Below are 16,289 nucleotides of genomic sequence, written 5' to 3'. Positions count from 1 at the left end.
CGCAGGTTGAACTGCAGCCGCTGTTTTCATTTGCAATGCGCGCAAGGCGCTGACGAGGCAACTCAGCCGCGCACCATCTCGCCGTTCTTGCGCCGCCAGAGGTCGAGCGGATTGGCGTCCGCCAGTGCCTGCGGCAGCAGCTCGGCCGGGAAGTCCTGATAACACACCGGCCGCAGGAAGCGCTCCATCGCGCTCGTGCCCACCGAGGTCGCGCGGCTATCGGAGGTGGCCGGGAACGGGCCGCCGTGCACCATCGCGTGCGTAACTTCCACGCCGGTCGGGAAGCCGTTCACGAGCAGGCGGCCGGCTTTGCGTTCGAGAATCGGCACGAGGCGCATCGCGGCGGGCACGTCGGTGCGGTCCATCTGGATCGTCGCGGTGAGCTGGCCCGCGAAGTGCTCGGCCACGGCGAGCAGTTCGGCTTCGTCCTTGCAGCGCACGAGCGTCGAGGCCGGGCCGAACACTTCGTCTTCGAGGGCGGGCTGCGCGAGGAAGGTTTGCGCGTCCGTCACGAAGAGCGCGGCGAACGCCTGGTTCGGGCCGCTCGCGCTTTGGCCTTGCGCGAGGGCGCTCACGCCCTGGGTTTCGGCCAGCCGCCGCGCGCCTTCTTCATACGCCGCATGGATGCCCGCCGTGAGCATGGTCTGCGCGGGCTTGACGCCCAGCGCCTGCGCGGCGGCCTGCGCGAACTGGTCGAGCGCCGGACCCTCGATGCCGATTGCCAGACCCGGATTCGTGCAGAACTGACCCGCGCCGAGCACGAGCGAATCGACGAAGCCCTGCGCGATGGCCGCGCCACGCGCCGCGAGCGCCTCGGGCAGCAGGAACACGGGATTGATGCTGCTCATTTCCGCGTAGACCGGGATGGGCTCGGGCCGGTTCGCGGCGATGCGCATGAGCGCCGTGCCGCCCGCGCGCGAGCCGGTGAAGCCCACGGCCTTGATGGCCGGGTGCGCAACGAGCGCCTCGCCCACGGTGCGCCCCGCGCCCACGATGAGCGAGAACACGCCCTCGGGCAGTCCCATCTCCTGCACGGCCTGCTGGATCACGCGGCCCACCATCTCCGAGGTGCCGAGGTGCGCGCCGTGCGCCTTGACGATGACCGGACAGCCCGCCGCCAGCGCCGCGGCCGTGTCGCCGCCCGCTACCGAGAACGCGAGCGGGAAGTTGCTCGCGCCGAACACGGCGACCGGGCCGAGCGCGATTTTCTGCAGACGCAGGTCGGCGCGCGGCAGCGGCTTGCGTTCGGGCAGGGCGGCGTCGAGCGTGGGCGTGAGCCACAGTCCCTGGCGCACTTCCTGTGCGAACAGCTTGAGTTGACCGACGGTGCGGCCGCGCTCGCCTTCGAGGCGCGCCTTGGGCAGGCCGGTTTCCGCGTGGGCGCGTTCGGTGAGCGCGTCGCCGAGCGCGGCGATGCCGTCGGCGATACGTTCGAGGAACGCCGCGCGCACGGCGAGGGGCAGCGTGCGGTAGGCGTCGAACGCCTCTGCGGCGAGCTGGCAGGCGGCGTCGACGTCGGCGGCCGTGCCGCTGCCGAAGGCCGGTGCGGGGATCGCTTCGCCGGTGGCGGGATTGAAAGCCGCGAGCGGCTTTTCCGAGCCGCGCACCGCGCGGCCTCCAATGAGCATGTCGCCAGTGATTTGCATATCGTCTCCGAGTCTCGTTGCAGTGAGTTAAGTCATCGTACAACTAGTATACGCCAGATCGTCGTTACCGCCCACCCACGGCAGGCGCCTTTGGCAGGCGAGAAGTGCTACAGGCACGCCAGTTCGAGCTTTATCGGTTATGATTCCGGTTCCGGAGCAGGGTAAACACGACATTGGCTCCCTCGACAGCCGAGCTTAGAATGTCATCAGACAACGTACCACGACACATCTAATCCGCGCGCCGCCAGCGCCTGAAGGAGACCACCCCGATGTCCGTCCCTGCCAACCGTTATGAGGACCTGCTGGAGTCAGCCAGCGCGAAGGTCCTGCGGCACGTGCTCCCGCTTTTCCTCATCATGTTCATCGCGAACTATATCGACCGTGTGAACGTCGGCTTCGCCGGCGCGCACATGAAAGCCGATATCGGTCTTTCGGCGGCGGCGTATGGGTTCGGCGCGGGGTTGTTCTTCGTGGGCTATGCGATCTTCGAGGTGCCGTCCAACATCCTCATGCAAAAGTATGGCGCACGCGCCTGGCTCACGCGCATCATGGGTACGTGGGGCGTCGTGGCGGCCGCCATGGCGTTCGTGCACAACGACACCTCGTTCTACGTGCTGCGGTTTCTGCTGGGCGTTGCCGAAGCAGGTTTCTTTCCCGGCGTGATCTATTACTTCGCGCAGTGGCTGCCGCAGAAAGAGCGCGGCAAGGCGGCGGCGGTGTTTCTCGCGGGCTCGGCGTTCGCCTCGGTGCTCTCGGGTCCGATCACGGGCGCGCTGCTTTCCGTGCGCGGCCTGGGTCTCGCGGGCTGGCAGTGGATGTTCCTGATCGAAGGCGGCTTTTCCATCGTTCTGTGCGGCGTGAGCTGGGTGTTCCTGAAGTCGCGCATTCGCGATGCCCAGTGGCTCACGAGCGACGAGCAGGGCGCGCTCGAAACGTACCTGGCGCGCGAGCAGGCCGAGCGCGAAGCCGCCACGGGCGCGCACGTGCCGGTGCTGCGCCTCTTGAAGGACCCGCAGATCGTGCTGTTCTGCTTCCTCTACTTCGCCATCCAGCTCACGATCTACGCGGCCACGTTCTGGCTGCCCACGATCATCCGCAAGATGGGCGGCCTGACCGACTTCCAGGTGGGCCTCTACAACGCCATTCCGTGGCTGATCGCCATCGTCGCGATGTACTGCTTCGCGCTGCTCTCAGCGAAGTACCGCTTCCAGCAGGCGTGGCTCGCCGTCGCACTCGTAATCGCGGCCTGCGGCCTGTTCGCTTCGACGTCGTCGGACCCGGTGTTCTCGTTCGTGGCGATCTGCTTCTCGGCCATCGGCTTCAAGGCGGCTTCGTCGCTGTTCTGGCCGATGCCGCAAGGCTATCTCGACACCCGCGTGGCCGCCGGCGTGATCGCGCTCATCAATTCGCTCGGCAACCTGGGCGGGTTCTTCGCGCCGGCCACGTTCGGCTATCTTCAACAGCATACGGGCTCGATTACGGGCGGCCTCTACGGCCTTGGCGTGACCTCGCTGATTGCCGCCGCCGCCGCGTTCCTCGCCCGTAACAAGCCGTCGCGCCGTGCCTTTGCCGACGATTCGGTCCGCAGCGGCGCGCACTGAGCCCGCGCGCAACCCTCAATCGAGAAGGAAACCCACACCATGAACCAGCCGAACCCTGAACGCTTCTTCGTCTACGTCGCGAATTCGAAAGACGGCGACATTGGCGTGTTTCATCTCGATGCGCGCAATGGCGCGCTCACGCCGCAAGCGCGCGTGGCCGCGCAGGACAACGTGATGCCGATGGCGCTCTCGCCCGATCGCCGCCGCCTTTACGCGGCCACGCGCGGCGCGGACAAGCGCATCAACGACTACGCCATCGACGCGCAAAGCGGCAGTCTCGCACCGCGCGTGCAGACGCCGATCGAATCGAGCCTCGCGTATCTGTGTGCCGAGCCGCAGGGGCGTTTCCTGCTGGGCGCTTCGTACGGCGAGCATCGCGTGAGCCTGTATGGCGCGCAGGATCTCGGGAACGGGCATGGCGCGCCGCTGCAGGTGATCGGCGAGATCGAGCACGCGCACGCCGTGATCGTTTCCGCCGATGGGCGCTTCGCCTATGCGTCGTCGCTCGGCAGCGACCGCGTGTTTGTTTTCGCGCTGGAAGACGCGGGGCGCCTCGTCGAGACCGGCACGGTCGATCTCGGGGCGGGCTTCGGTCCGCGGCATCTGCGCTTTTCGCCCAACGGCGACGTGCTGTACGTGCTGAGCGAATTCCGCGCGACGGTGGCGGCTTTCGCGCGCGACGCCGCCACGGGCAAGCTCGCGGCGCTGCACGTCTCGCCGCGCGCGCCGGTGCTCGCGCATCTGAACGACGGCTTGGCGCGCCCGAGCCCCACGGATCCCGTGCAGCCCGACCCCGCCGTGCTCGCGAAGCTCGTCTGGGCCGCCGATATCCACGTCTCGCCCGGTGGGCGCTTCGTCTACGTGTCCGAGCGCACGACGAGCCAGATTCTCACGCTGCGCGTCTCCCAGGACGGCGCGCTCGATTACGTGGGCGCGACCGCGACCGAGACGCAGCCGCGCGGTTTTCGCATCGACCCGACGGGCCGTTTTCTCGTGGCATGCGGAGAAAAATCGCAACACGTATCGGTCTACGCGATCGATGCGGCGAGCGGCGCGCTCACACCCGTCTCGCGCGGCGAGGGCGGCAACGGCGCGAACTGGGTGGAGATCGTCGCCGCCAACGCTTGACCGGTTCAACCCAAGGTTTCGATTGTCAGGGCGCAGCGCGCCGCACTTTTACAGGTAATCCGTTCATGTCTACACAAACCGTTCAACCGAACGCCACGCCCGTTGTGACCGAGTTGCGCGTCGTGCCCGTGGCGGGCCGCGACAGCATGCTGCTGAACCTCTCCGGCGCGCACGGTCCGTTCTTCACGCGCAACGTCGTGCTGCTGTGCGACAGCGCGGGCAACACCGGCATCGGCGAAGTGCCGGGCGGCGAGGCGATCCGCAAGACGCTCGAAGACGCGCGCGCGTTCGTCGTGGGCCAGTCCATCGGCAACATGCAGTCGGTGCTCAACACCGTGCGCAAGCAGTTCGCCGATCGCGACTCGGGCGGCCGCGGCCTGCAGACCTTCGACCTGCGCACCACGATTCACGCGGTCACGGCGCTCGAAGCCGCGCTGCTCGACCTGCTCGGCCAGCATCTGAACGTGCCCGTTGCCGCGCTGCTCGGCGAAGGCCAGCAGCGCAGCGAAGTGGAGATGCTCGGCTATCTGTTCTTCATTGGCGATCGCAACAAGACCGATCTCGCCTACGCGAGCGGCGCCGATGGCCGCGACGACTGGGAGCGCCTGCGCACCGAAGAGGCGATGACGGCGGAAGCCGTCGTGCGCCTGGCCGAAGCCGCGCAAGCGCGCTACGGCTTCAACGACTTCAAGCTCAAGGGCGGCGTGCTGGCGGGCGACGCGGAAATGGAAGCGGTCACGGCGCTGGCCGAGCGCTTTCCCGAAGCGCGCGTGACGCTCGACCCGAACGGCGCGTGGTCGCTCGCGGAAGCCATCCGCCTGTGTCGCGACAAGCACGACGTGCTCGCCTACGCGGAAGATCCGTGCGGCGCGGAGAACGGCTATTCGGGTCGCGAAGTGATGGCCGAATTCCGCCGCGCCACCGGCCTGCCCACGGCCACCAACATGATCGCGACCGACTGGCGCCAGATGGGCCACGCGATTCAGCTGCAATCGGTGGACATTCCGCTCGCCGACCCGCACTTCTGGACCATGCAGGGCTCGGTGCGCGTGGCGCAGATGTGTAATGACTGGGGCCTCACGTGGGGCTCGCACTCGAACAACCACTTCGACATTTCGCTCGCGATGTTCACGCATGCGGCCGCCGCGGCGCCCGGCAAGATCACGGCGATCGACACGCACTGGATCTGGCAGGACGGCCAGCGCCTCACGCGCGAGCCGCTGCAGATCGTGGGCGGCAAGGTGCAGGTGCCGCACAAGCCGGGCCTCGGCATCGAAATCGACATGGACGCGCTGGAAAAGGCCCACGCGCTCTACAAGGAGCACGGCCTCGGCGCGCGCGACGACGCGATCGCCATGCAATACCTCATTCCCAACTGGAAATTCGACAACAAGCGTCCGTGCCTCGTGCGCTGAACGCCGTCTTCGACTGAACACCTCTACTGACTTCGCAACAGGATCAAGACCATGACCACGCCGCAAGAACTCAAGCAAATCGTCTCCGAAGGCCTGCTTTCGTTCCCCGTGACCGACTTCGACGCACAAGGCAACTTCCGCGCGAGCACCTACGCCGAGCGCCTCGAATGGCTGGCCCCGTATGGCGCGAGCGCGCTGTTCGCGGCGGGCGGCACGGGCGAATTCTTCTCGCTCACGAAGAGCGAATACTCGCAGGTCATCAAGACCGCCACCGAAACCTGCAAGGGCAAGGTGCCGATTCTCGCGGGCGCGGGCGGCGCGACGCGCGTGGCCATCGAATACGCGCAGGAAGCCGAGCGCAACGGCGCGCAGGGCATTCTGCTGATGCCGCACTACCTCACGGAAGCGTCGCAGGAAGGCATTGCCGCACACGTGGAGCAGGTCTGCAAGGCCGTGCCGAAGATGGGCGTGATCGTCTACAACCGCGCCAATTCGAAGCTCAACGCCGACATGCTCGAGCAGCTCGCGGACCGCTGCGAGAACCTCATCGGCTTCAAGGACGGCGTGGGCGAGATCGAGGCGATGGTGACGATCCGCCGCCGCCTGGGCGACCGCTTCTCGTACCTGGGCGGTCTGCCCACCGCCGAAGTCTACGCAGCGGCGTACAAGGCGCTGGGCGTGCCCGTGTATTCGTCGGCGGTATTCAACTTCATTCCGAAGACGGCCATGCAGTTCTACCGCGCGATTGCCGCCGACGACCACGCGACGGTGGGCAAGCTCATCGACGAATTCTTCCTGCCGTACCTCGCCATTCGCAATCGCCGCGCGGGCTACGCGGTGAGCATCGTGAAGGCGGGCGCGAAGCTCGTGGGCCGCGACGCGGGCCCGGTGCGCGCGCCGCTCACCGACCTCACGCAAGAGGAAGTGGCGCAACTCGACGTGCTGATCAAGAAGCTCGGCGCGCAGTAACGCGTGTGGTGTTCACGCCATGCTCGCGCCAGCCGGTGCGCGGCATGGCTTGCGACAGGGCCCTTGCGGCCCTGTTTGCTTGTGAAGGGCGTGGGCGGCCGGTCAGGCGTTGTCGCCGAACAGGTCCAGATTGGCGCGCTCGCGCTTTTTGCCTTCATTGCCTTCGGCGTTGCGGGCGCGGCGCGCGGTCTTTTCGCGGCGCGGCTTGCCGAACACCTCGTCGGGCGTGAAGCCGAATTCGGCGATTGCCGCACGCACGTTGGTCAGCGCCGCGTGTGCCGCTTCGGCGCGCGCCGCTTCGATGCGCTCGTCGAGTTCGCGCTTCTGGGCGAGCAATTCGCGGTAGGTAGCCATCGATAATTCTTGTCGAGTGAAAACGAGCCGCTGATTTTACGCGTTGTGCAGGCTTCGCGTGGGCTTTACACCGCAATTTCCGGCATCAAAGATACGCGGCGAGCAGCGCCACCACGACGCCGGATAACCCCATCAGCAAGGCCGCGAGCCAAAGCGACCCGCGCGCGGGCGCGCGCACCGAGGCGGGCAGGCGTTTTTTGCCGCTCACCATCGGGCCGACCAGGTTGTGGCCTTTGACGAGCGCATAGACCGCAATCGCGCACACGTGCAGCACGACCGCTGCCGCGAGCAGATCCCAGCCCCACGCGTGCAGGCCGGCGATCGCGTTGGCAATTTTTGCGGGCACGATTTCGCTGAGCGGGCCTTCGTCGGCGATGTCGTTGTTGTCGTAGAGACCGGTGAGCGTTTCGACCAGCAGCAGCGCGAGCAGCAGCAGAACCATCCAGCCGCCGGCCGCGTTGTGGCCCACCTGGACGTCGGGCTCGCGCCGCCCCAGATGGCGCAGATGCTCGATCGCCTTGCGCGGCGAGGCGACGAAATGCGAGAAGCGCGCGGTCTCGCTGCCGAAGCACCCCCACAGGATGCGAAACAGCACGAGCGCGAGCAGCGTCTCGCCGAGGCGCACGTGCATCTGCATCCAGTTCATGCGCTGTGTGACGTAAGCGGCCGCCACGAGCACGACGGTCAGCCAGTGGAAAAGCCGCGTGGGCAGATCCCAGACAGGCACGCGCCGCTCAGGGCGGTCGGGGTGCTCGGGACGGTCGCGGGTTGCGGATGTCGTGGAGTTCATGATTCGAGGCGGGCGGCCGGACGTGGCGCTCAAAGGCATCATAGGCCAGGAATGCGCGCGCGATGTATGGCGCAACCTGCGCAACTGCGATGCCCCCAGCGGTTACGTGGCGTCGCGCGGCGACTTCGGCGATACTTGCCGCTCGCCTTACATCCCTTGCAAGCCGATTCCGCAGATGGAAAAAAACCGACTCGAAGCATTCAGCGATGGCGTGCTCGCCATCATCATCACCATCATGGTGCTGGAACTCAAGGTGCCGCATGGCGACGATCTTGCTGCGCTCGCGCCGCTCTGGCCGGTTTATCTGAGCTACGTGTTGAGCTTTATCTACGTGGGGATCTACTGGAACAACCATCACCACATGCTGCAGGTGGCGCGCCGCGTGAACGGGTCGGTGCTTTGGGCCAACCTGCATCTGCTGTTCTGGCTTTCGCTGCTGCCGTTCACCACGGGCTGGATGGGCGAGAACGAGTTCGGGCGCTGGCCGACCGCGCTCTACGGCGTCAACCTGCTGCTCTGCGCGCTGGCCTATGTGGTGCTGCAATTCACGCTGGTGCGCTATCACGGGACGCAAAGCCCGCTTGCCATTGCGCTGGGCAATGACGTGAAGGGCAAGATTTCACCGGCGCTGTATCTGGCGGGGTTTGCGCTCGCGGCGTTCGACTATCCGCGCATTGGCGCGGCCTTCTACTTCTTTGTGGCGTTGCTCTGGCTCGTGCCCGATCGACGCATGGAGCGGCTCGCCCTCGCGGCCGGCGAAAAGAAGGAAGAGTAAACGGCACTGGGGCCGGCGCGCATGCGGCCGGCCCCTTCGAGCATCACATCGTCATCAGCCTGCCAGGTGCTTGCGCTTGGCGAGTTCCTGAGCCTTGGCATAGTCGGCCTGAATCACAGGCAGGCCTTCCGTGGCGGCCTTCTTGAGGCCCGCATCGCGGCCCGAGGCGATCTCCGCCTGGAATGCCGAAAGCGTTTTCTGCTGGCCGGCCAGCGCGACCTGCTCGATATACGTCTTGTCGAAGTCCGCGCCGCGCAGATCGTTGATGCTGCTGATCACCGCCGCATCCGGGTCGTTGCGCGGAACGTCGACGCCGCGCGGGCTCGCCGCGCGCATCGAGTCGGACAGCTTCGAATAGTCGGCCACCAGCTTTTCCGCAAAGGCCTTCACTTCGCGGTCGGTCGAGCGCGAGTCGGCAATGCGAGCGGCATCGCGCTGCGTGGCGACGGTTTGCGTGCCGTCCGCGATGAAGGCCTTGTCGGCTTCGTGAAGCTTGCCGGGTGCGGCCGAAGTCGAGGCAGAAGCCGCGGAAGGCGCGGGGGTCTGCGCATGGGCGCTCAGCGTAACGGCGCAAAGGCTGGCGGCCGAAGCCGCGATGAGCGAGGCAAGCGAGAGGCGAGTCATGTGAACTCCTTTCTGCGTAGTTGGTATCGATTGCACGCGCAGGGCCTTGCGTAATGCGGCTTTCCGTGCGGCTCTGCGCGGGACCGTTGTGGCGTGGCGCCTTGCTGCTCAACGGTCTGGGGAATTCTATGAAGTCGCTCGCCGTTCAGGTGAAACGATTGCTTCGCTTGTGTAACGGTTGGTAAGAAAGCATGCGACAGAAATAACGATCCGCGTATTCACATCGACGTCATGCGTTTATGCAAATACGGCGTTTTCCATTCGCGTCAACCGGCGCACAATGTCCCTCGCGCTATCGTTGCTGCTACAGCGAAAAGTCCCACGATCTGGGCACGAACGCGGTTTGAGTCTCACGAGCTTGCGCATCAGCGCATGCAAAAAAACGTAGGCCAACGAGGAGGAGACAGGATGGACGACGAGCTGGTTGCAACCGCATCCACCACAAAATCGACTGCCACAGCCACCACCGCCGCGAATTTTCGCTGGCGCGTGCTGATCTGGCTGCTGTTCGGCGGCATCATCAACTACCTCGATCGCGCGAATCTCGCGATCGCCGCGCCCGGCATGATTCACGACCTCGGCCTCACGCGCACGCAGATCGGCCTGCTGGGCACCGTGTTCGCCTGGACCTACGCCGTGATGCAGTTGCCGGCAGGCTGGATCATCGACCGCTTCGGCGCGAAGCGCGCCTATGCAGTGGGCATGATCTGGTGGAGCGTGGCGACGTGGCTCACCGGCGTGGTCGGCTCGATCTCGGGCCTCATCGTCATGCGCGTGCTGCTCGCAGTGGGCGAGGCGCCGTGCTGGCCGACCTCCGCGAAGATCACGGCCGCGTGGTTTCCCGCCAAGGAGCGCGGCTTCGCCACCGGCATCTGGGATTCGTCGTCGAAGTGGGGGCCCGCGCTCGCGCCCGCCGTGCTGGTTGCGTTGATGATCGCGTTCGGCTGGCGCTCGCTCTTTCACGTGACGGGCGCCATCGGCATCGTCTTCGCCGTGCTGTTCCTGTTTCTCTATCGCAACCCCGCGCAAAGCAAGCGGCTCACGCGCGAGGAATTTGCGTATATCGAAGCGGGCGGCGGCGGCCACGAGCGCTCGCTCACCACCGCGCCCATTCGCTGGCGCGCGCTATTCGCCTCGCGCAGCGTGTGGGGCATGATCTTCGGCTACTTCTGCGCGATCTGGCTGTGGAATATCTTCCTCGTGTTCCTGCCGCTCTATCTGCTCGATCGTTTTCATATTTCGTTCGCACAACTGGGCATCTACGCGAGCATTCCGTGGTTCGGCGGCGCGGTGGGCGAGATCGTCGCGGGCTGGATCGCGAAGAAACTCGTGGATCGCCGCGTGGCTTCGCCCATGGTCGCCAAGCGCATGCTGATCGTGGTGGGCGCGATTGGCGCGGGCGTGTGCGCGGCGGCGCTGCCACTCGCCGGCACGATAGGCACGAGCGTCGCGCTGATGACGTTGGGGCTGGCGTTCATCGCCGCCACCATCGGCAACGCGTGGGCGCTCGCAGCCGACATCGCCCCGTCTTCGATGGTCGCTTCCGTGAGCGCGATCCAGAACTTCGGCGGCTATTTCGGCGGGGCGTTCTCGCCGGTCGTGGCAGGCTTTATCGTCGACCGCACGGGATCGTATTCGCTGGCGTTCATCATGGGCGGCGCGATCGCGGCCTGCGCGGCGCTGTTCTACTGGTTCATGGCGCGCAGCACGGTGGGCCAGTCCGCGGACGCAGCTTGAGGAGACCAACGTGAACGCCTACGAACGCTTTCCCTGGCGCGCGCTATACGACGCCGGGATCGAGCCGAATCCTCGCCAGGACTATACGAACGGTCTCGACATGTTCGCGGCGGCGCTCGCTCGCGCGCCGCACGAAAGCGCGCTGCTCTACTTCGACGGCAGGCTCGACTGGCAGGCGCTCGACGCATGGAGCGATCGCATCGCCTGCTTGCTGCTGGACGAAGGCGTGCAGCGTGGCGACCGTGTAGCGCTCTATCTGCAGAACGTGCCGCAGTTCGTGATGGCCTTGCTCGGCATCTGGAAGGCGGGCGCCGTGATGGTGCCGGTCAATCCGATGAACCGCGCGCGCGAACTGAGACTGTTGCTCGACGATTCGCAAACGCGCGTGCTGATCTGCGACGCCGCGCTCGAAGGCGAAGTCGTTCGCGAAGTGATGGCGAGTATCGAAGCCGAAGGCAAAGCCGCGCCGCGGGTACTCACGACGCGCGCGCGTGCGCTGCAAACACGCGACGATCCACGCGTGTTCGGTGCACAGCGCGAGGCAAGCGGGGCAGGCGAGGGCGCACGCGATCTTTTGCAGGCAGCGCAGGCCGTGCAGCCAGGGCGCAAGGCGCCGCCGGTCGCGCTGGCGGCGAGCGACGCCGCCATGCTCGTCTATACCTCGGGCACGAGCGGCCGCCCGAAAGGTGCGATCTGCACGCACGGCAACTTCGCGTTCAACTCGCAGACCTACCGCGATTTCTGCGGCCTGCGCGAAGGCGGCCCGATACTCGGCGTGGCGCCGCTCTTTCACATTACCGGCCTGGTTGGCCACATCGGCGCGGCGTGGATTGCGCGCGCGCCGCTCATTCTCACGCACCGCTTCGACCCGGCGGCCACGCTCGACGCCATCGAGGAACACCGCGCGGAATTCACGATTGGCGCGATCACCGTGTTTATCGCGCTGCTGCATCACGCCGACGCGACCCGCGAGCAACTGGCGACGCTCACGAAGATCTATTCGGGCGGCGCGCCCATCGCGCCCAGTGTGGTGGAGGCGTTTCGCACGAAGTTCGGCCACGTGATCCACGGCGCGTATGGGCTCACCGAAACGAATTCGCCCACGCACTTGGTGCCGCTCGCGCGGACGGCGCCCGTCGATCCGCGCAGCGGCGCGCTGGCCATGGGCGTGCCCGTGCCGGGCGCCGAAGCGGCGATCGTCGACGATGATGGGCACATGCTCGCGCCCGGTGAAACGGGCGAGATCGTCTGCCGCGGACCGATGATCGTGCCCGGCTACTGGAACAACGCGGCGGCGACGGTCGATGCGTTGCGCGGCGGCTGGTTCCATACCGGCGACGTCGGCTTCATGGACGAAGCGGGCTGGTTCTATCTCGTCGACCGCAAGAAGGACATGATCAATGCGGCCGGATACAAGGTCTGGCCACGTGAAGTGGAAGACGTGCTTTACGGCCATCCCGCCGTGCGTGAAGCGGCCGTGGTGGGCGTGCCCGATGCGTATCGCGGCGAGACCGTGAAAGCGGTGGTGAGCCTGCGTGCGGGCGCGGTGGCCGACGCGGCGGAACTGATCGCGTTCTGCAAGGCGCGCATGGCTGCGTACAAATACCCGCGCATCGTCGAGTTCCGCGACGAATTACCGAAGACAGCCACGGGGAAGATCTTGCGGCGCGAGTTGCGGTAATGGTTGCGCGAGCAACTCGATTGGGTTGAAAACTGATGCGCCCCGAGACAGGCTCGGGGCGCATGACACGACTCGCTAACGGGCTAACGGGCTAGCGGGCGTGCGCTTCGGCGCCTTATTGCACCTGGCTGCGCAACGCCTTGGCGGCAGCGACCATGTTGGTCAGCGCCGGAATCACCTCGGCCCACTGACGCGTCTTCAGACCGCAGTCAGGGTTGACCCACAGGCGTTCTGCCGGAATGCGCCCGGCGGCCTTCTGCATCAGCTGCACGATGTGCGCTTCGGTCGGGATGTTCGGCGAGTGAATGTCGTATACGCCAGGCCCGATTTCGTTCGGATACTTGAAGTTGTCGAACGCGTCGAGCAGTTCCATGTCCGAGCGCGAGGTCTCGATCGTGATGACGTCCGCGTCCATATCGGCGATCGACGCGATGATGTCGTTGAACTCCGAATAGCACATGTGGGTGTGGATCTGCGTTTCGTCTTCCACGCCGTTTGCCGTGATGCGGAACGATTCCACGGCCCAGCGCAGATACTCGCCCCACTGCGCGCGGCGCAGCGGCAGACCTTCGCGCAGCGCGGCCTCGTCGATCTGGATCACGCCCACGCCGGCCTTTTCCAGGTCGAGCACTTCTTCGCGAATGGCGAGCGCAAGCTGGTAGCACGAGACCGAACGCGGCTGGTCGTCGCGCACGAAGGACCAGTTGAGGATCGTCACGGGGCCGGTGAGCATGCCCTTCATGGGCTTGTTCGTGAGCGACTGCGCGTAGGTGATCCACTCCACCGTCATTGCCTTCGGGCGGCTGATGTCGCCGAACAGAATGGGCGGCTTCACGCAGCGCGAGCCGTACGACTGCACCCAGCCGAACTGGCTGAACGCGTAGCCGTCGAGCTGCTCGCCGAAGTATTCGACCATGTCGTTGCGCTCGGCTTCGCCGTGCACGAGCACGTCGAGACCCAGTTGCTCCTGCTCACGCACGCTGCGCTCGATTTCGGCGCGCATGGCGGCCTGGTAGCCCGCGTTGTCGAGCGCGCCGCTTTTGAACTGGCTGCGCGCCTGGCGGATTTCCGCCGTTTGCGGGAACGAGCCGATCGTGGTGGTCGGGAATGCGGGCAGCTTCAGGCGTGCGGCCTGCTTCGCGGCGCGCTCGGCGTAAGCGTGCTGACGATTGCCTAGCTGCGCGTCGATGCGGGCGATTGCGGCCTTCACTGCGGGGTTGTTCACGCGCGGCGACTGGCGGCGCGCTTCAACCGCAGCGGCGTTCGCGGCGAGTTCAGCGGCGACTTTGTCGCGGCCAACATTCAGCGCCGTGGCGAGTACCTTCACTTCGTCGAGCTTTTCCAGTGCGAACGCGAGCCACGAACGGATGTCAGCGTCGAGCTTCTCTTCGCTCGCGAGATCCACCGGCACGTGCAGCAGCGAGCACGACGGCGCGATCCAGAGGCGCTCGCCCAGTTGCTTCGCGAGCGGCTCGAGCCAGTCGAGCGTGGCGTTCAGGTCCGTCTTCCAGATATTGCGGCCGTTGATCGCGCCCACTGAAAGCACGCTCTGCGCCGGCAGCTTTTGCGCGGCCAGCGCGACTTCGTCTCGGGCGTTGATCGCGTCGATATGCAGACCGTCGACGGGCAGCGAGCACGCGAGGTCGAGATTGTCCTGCAGTTGGCCGAAGTAGGTGGCCAGCAGCAGCTTGATGCTGCGCAGTTCGAACCCTTCATACGCCGTCGCGAACGCGGCGCGCCAGGCCGGATCGAGTTCGGTCACGAGAATCGGCTCGTCGATCTGCACCCATTCGATGTCCATCACGCGGAAGTAGTCGAGCAGCGCGCGGTACACGGGCATGATGCGCGGCAGCAGCGCCAGCTTGTCCGAGTCGTCCTTGGCCTTGCCGAGCCACAGGTACGTGAGCGGCCCGATGATCACCGGCTTGGCCTTCACGCCCAGTTCGCGGGCTTCGCGCAGTTGCTCGGAAAGACGCGAGGTGTCGAGGTTGAACTGCGTGTCGGCCGTGAATTCGGGGACGATGTAGTGATAGTTCGTGTCGAACCACTTCGTCATTTCGCCGGCCGCGACGCCGCCGCAGCAAGCGGCATGGTCCTCGGCGCCTGCCGCCGAGCGGCCACGCGCCACGCGGAAGTAGTTGTCGAGCTTGTCGCCGTGGAAGCCCTGCACGCGCTCGGGCAGGTTGCCGAGCGTGAAGCTCATGTCGAGCACCTGGTCGTAGAACGCGAAGTCGCCGGCGGGCACGAGGTCGAGACCCTTCTGGTTTTCCCAGTGACGCGCGCGCAGTTGCGCGCCGAGCGCCTTCAGTTCGTCGCGCGAGGATTCGCCCTTCCAGTAGCGTTCCAGACCGAATTTGAGTTCGCGTTTCGCGCCGATGCGCGGAAAGCCGAGATTGTGCGTGGTGACCATGTGTGGTGCCGTCCGAAATGAAAGTGCAGAAAACGATCCAGAGTGGCAGCGATCATAGAGGTATCAGACGATGAAGAAAAATGGCATTATTTCATCCATCCATTAGTTTTCTTCATCTATCGCCAGCCTGGCACGGGATTCTCCTTTTTTATGCTCGAACGCATTCATCTTGTCATCGTCCGCGAAGTCGCCCGGCAGGGCTCGCTGACCGCCGCCGCGGAGTCGCTTTTCCTCACGCAATCGGCGTTGAGCCATACGGTCAAGAAGATCGAGCAGCAGCTCGGCACGCAAATCTGGGACCGCGAGGGGCGCAGCCTGCGGCTGACGCAGGCCGGGCAATATCTGCTCTCGTTGGCCGAACGCCTCTTGCCCCAGTTCGAACTCGCGGAAGAGCGCATGAAGCAGTACGCCGCGGGCGAGCGCGGCACGCTGCGCATCGGCATGGAATGCGCCCCGTGCTATCAGTGGCTGCTCAAGGTGGTCTCGCCGTATCTGGCGCGCTGGCCCGACGTCGACGTGGACGTGAAGCAGCGTTTTCAGTTTGGCGGCATCGGCGCGTTGATCGGCTATGACATCGACGTGCTGGTCACGCCCGATCCGCTCAACCGGCCCGGACTGCGTTTCGATCCGGTGTTCGACTACGAACAGGTGCTGGTGGTCGCGGAAAACCATCGGCTCGCGAACGTGCGCTACGTGAAGCCCGAGCAGCTCGTCGACGAAACGCTCATCACGTATCCCGTGGATACCGACCGGCTCGATATCTACAACCAGTTTCTGCGGCCCGCAAGCATCACGCCGCGCCGTCACAAGACGATCGAAACGACCGACATCATGCTGCAGATGGTCGCGAGCCATCGCGGCGTGGCTGCGTTGCCGCGCTGGCTCGCGGAAGAATACGCAGACCGCATGCCGCTCGCGATCGTGAAGCTCGGCAAGCAGGGCATCGCGAAGCAGATCTTTCTCGGCACGCGGGAAGGCGACGCCGTGGTCGATTACCTGAAATCCTTTGTCGATTTCGCGCGCGACCCGGTCTGGCAACAGCCCCGCGTGCGAGGCTGACGCGGCGCGGCGCACGCGAGCTTGCGGCAATGGACGCGTGTGGCGGCCTGATTACGTTTTGAAAATGAAAGGAACGCCGCGCAAGTCCGTATATTGATCG

Annotated in this window: 13 protein-coding genes; 8 read left to right on the top strand and 5 right to left on the bottom strand. The window is 65.7% G+C overall.

The features are described 5' to 3' along the window. Positions 1-62 precede the first annotated feature (62 nt). Entirely contained in the window at positions 63-1,646 is a 1,584-nt protein-coding gene (locus A3CW_RS0126905) for an aldehyde dehydrogenase (NADP(+)) (protein WP_028206322.1), read from the bottom strand. Positions 1,647-1,915: 269 nt separating this feature from the next. Here A3CW_RS0126905 and A3CW_RS0126900 point away from each other — a divergent pair, with 269 nt between their 5' ends. From A3CW_RS0126900 to kdgD, 4 genes are all read left to right on the top strand, one after another. After that, on the top strand, positions 1,916-3,247 hold the full coding sequence (locus A3CW_RS0126900; protein WP_028206321.1) for an MFS transporter: 1,332 nt from the start codon (positions 1,916-1,918) through the stop codon (positions 3,245-3,247). Between the two features lie 39 nt (positions 3,248-3,286). Then, positions 3,287-4,375: a lactonase family protein gene (locus tag A3CW_RS0126895; protein ID WP_028206320.1), complete on the top strand. Its 1,089-nt coding sequence runs from the start codon at positions 3,287-3,289 to the stop codon at positions 4,373-4,375. Positions 4,376-4,440: 65 nt separating this feature from the next. After that, positions 4,441-5,790, top strand: coding sequence for a glucarate dehydratase (gene gudD / locus A3CW_RS0126890; protein WP_028206319.1), 1,350 nt, complete (start codon positions 4,441-4,443; stop codon positions 5,788-5,790). 51 nt (positions 5,791-5,841) lie between these two features. Next, positions 5,842-6,759, top strand: a complete 918-nt coding sequence (gene kdgD, locus A3CW_RS0126885) for a 5-dehydro-4-deoxyglucarate dehydratase (RefSeq protein WP_028206318.1) — start codon at positions 5,842-5,844, stop codon at positions 6,757-6,759. A gap of 102 nt (positions 6,760-6,861) precedes the next feature. Here kdgD and A3CW_RS50345 read toward each other — a convergent pair whose 3' ends face one another. After that, on the bottom strand, positions 6,862-7,113 hold the full coding sequence (locus tag A3CW_RS50345; RefSeq protein ID WP_051481744.1) for an H-NS family nucleoid-associated regulatory protein: 252 nt from the start codon (positions 7,111-7,113) through the stop codon (positions 6,862-6,864). An 85-nt stretch (positions 7,114-7,198) separates the two neighbouring features. Next, on the bottom strand, positions 7,199-7,903 hold the full coding sequence (locus A3CW_RS0126875) for a cytochrome b/b6 domain-containing protein (protein ID WP_028206317.1): 705 nt from the start codon (positions 7,901-7,903) through the stop codon (positions 7,199-7,201). A gap of 175 nt (positions 7,904-8,078) precedes the next feature. Here A3CW_RS0126875 and A3CW_RS0126870 point away from each other — a divergent pair, with 175 nt between their 5' ends. Further along, the gene (locus A3CW_RS0126870; protein WP_028206316.1) at positions 8,079-8,678 is read left to right on the top strand and encodes a TMEM175 family protein; all 600 of its coding nucleotides are present in this window, start codon (positions 8,079-8,081) and stop codon (positions 8,676-8,678) included. Positions 8,679-8,732: 54 nt separating this feature from the next. Here A3CW_RS0126870 and A3CW_RS0126865 read toward each other — a convergent pair whose 3' ends face one another. Next, positions 8,733-9,302, bottom strand: a complete 570-nt coding sequence (locus tag A3CW_RS0126865; RefSeq protein ID WP_028206315.1) for a DUF4142 domain-containing protein — start codon at positions 9,300-9,302, stop codon at positions 8,733-8,735. Positions 9,303-9,710: 408 nt separating this feature from the next. Between A3CW_RS0126865 and A3CW_RS0126860 the strand changes: the two genes are divergently transcribed. Next, a complete protein-coding gene (locus A3CW_RS0126860; RefSeq protein WP_028206314.1) occupies positions 9,711-11,039 on the top strand; it encodes an MFS transporter in 1,329 nt (442 codons plus the stop codon). A gap of 10 nt (positions 11,040-11,049) precedes the next feature. Then, positions 11,050-12,720, top strand: a complete 1,671-nt coding sequence (locus A3CW_RS0126855) for a class I adenylate-forming enzyme family protein (protein ID WP_028206313.1) — start codon at positions 11,050-11,052, stop codon at positions 12,718-12,720. A gap of 115 nt (positions 12,721-12,835) precedes the next feature. Here the strand turns inward: A3CW_RS0126855 and metE are convergent, their stop codons facing one another. Then, the gene (metE, locus tag A3CW_RS0126850; RefSeq protein ID WP_028206312.1) at positions 12,836-15,130 is read right to left on the bottom strand and encodes a 5-methyltetrahydropteroyltriglutamate--homocysteine S-methyltransferase; all 2,295 of its coding nucleotides are present in this window, start codon (positions 15,128-15,130) and stop codon (positions 12,836-12,838) included. A 150-nt stretch (positions 15,131-15,280) separates the two neighbouring features. Here metE and A3CW_RS0126845 point away from each other — a divergent pair, with 150 nt between their 5' ends. Continuing rightward, on the top strand, positions 15,281-16,189 hold the full coding sequence (locus A3CW_RS0126845) for a LysR family transcriptional regulator (RefSeq protein WP_028206311.1): 909 nt from the start codon (positions 15,281-15,283) through the stop codon (positions 16,187-16,189). The last annotated feature ends 100 nt before the right edge of the window (positions 16,190-16,289 follow it).

It is taken from the genome of Paraburkholderia nodosa DSM 21604 (assembly GCF_000519185.1).
Taxonomy (GTDB): Bacteria; Pseudomonadota; Gammaproteobacteria; order Burkholderiales; family Burkholderiaceae; genus Paraburkholderia; species Paraburkholderia nodosa.
This window is presented reverse-complemented; position numbering and strand designations above follow the sequence as displayed.

Coding starts and splice junctions, on each gene's coding strand:
- A3CW_RS0126870 (WP_028206316.1), top strand. CDS start 8,079: ATGGAAAAAAACCGACTCGAAGCATTCAGCGATGGCGTGCTCGCCATC.
- kdgD (WP_028206318.1), top strand. CDS start 5,842: ATGACCACGCCGCAAGAACTCAAGCAAATCGTCTCCGAAGGCCTGCTT.
- A3CW_RS0126895 (WP_028206320.1), top strand. CDS start 3,287: ATGAACCAGCCGAACCCTGAACGCTTCTTCGTCTACGTCGCGAATTCG.
- A3CW_RS0126865 (WP_028206315.1), bottom strand. CDS start 9,302: ATGACTCGCCTCTCGCTTGCCTCGCTCATCGCGGCTTCGGCCGCCAGC.
- A3CW_RS0126860 (WP_028206314.1), top strand. CDS start 9,711: ATGGACGACGAGCTGGTTGCAACCGCATCCACCACAAAATCGACTGCC.
- A3CW_RS50345 (WP_051481744.1), bottom strand. CDS start 7,113: ATGGCTACCTACCGCGAATTGCTCGCCCAGAAGCGCGAACTCGACGAG.
- A3CW_RS0126875 (WP_028206317.1), bottom strand. CDS start 7,903: ATGAACTCCACGACATCCGCAACCCGCGACCGTCCCGAGCACCCCGAC.
- A3CW_RS0126905 (WP_028206322.1), bottom strand. CDS start 1,646: ATGCAAATCACTGGCGACATGCTCATTGGAGGCCGCGCGGTGCGCGGC.
- gudD (WP_028206319.1), top strand. CDS start 4,441: ATGTCTACACAAACCGTTCAACCGAACGCCACGCCCGTTGTGACCGAG.
- metE (WP_028206312.1), bottom strand. CDS start 15,130: ATGGTCACCACGCACAATCTCGGCTTTCCGCGCATCGGCGCGAAACGC.
- A3CW_RS0126900 (WP_028206321.1), top strand. CDS start 1,916: ATGTCCGTCCCTGCCAACCGTTATGAGGACCTGCTGGAGTCAGCCAGC.
- A3CW_RS0126845 (WP_028206311.1), top strand. CDS start 15,281: ATGCTCGAACGCATTCATCTTGTCATCGTCCGCGAAGTCGCCCGGCAG.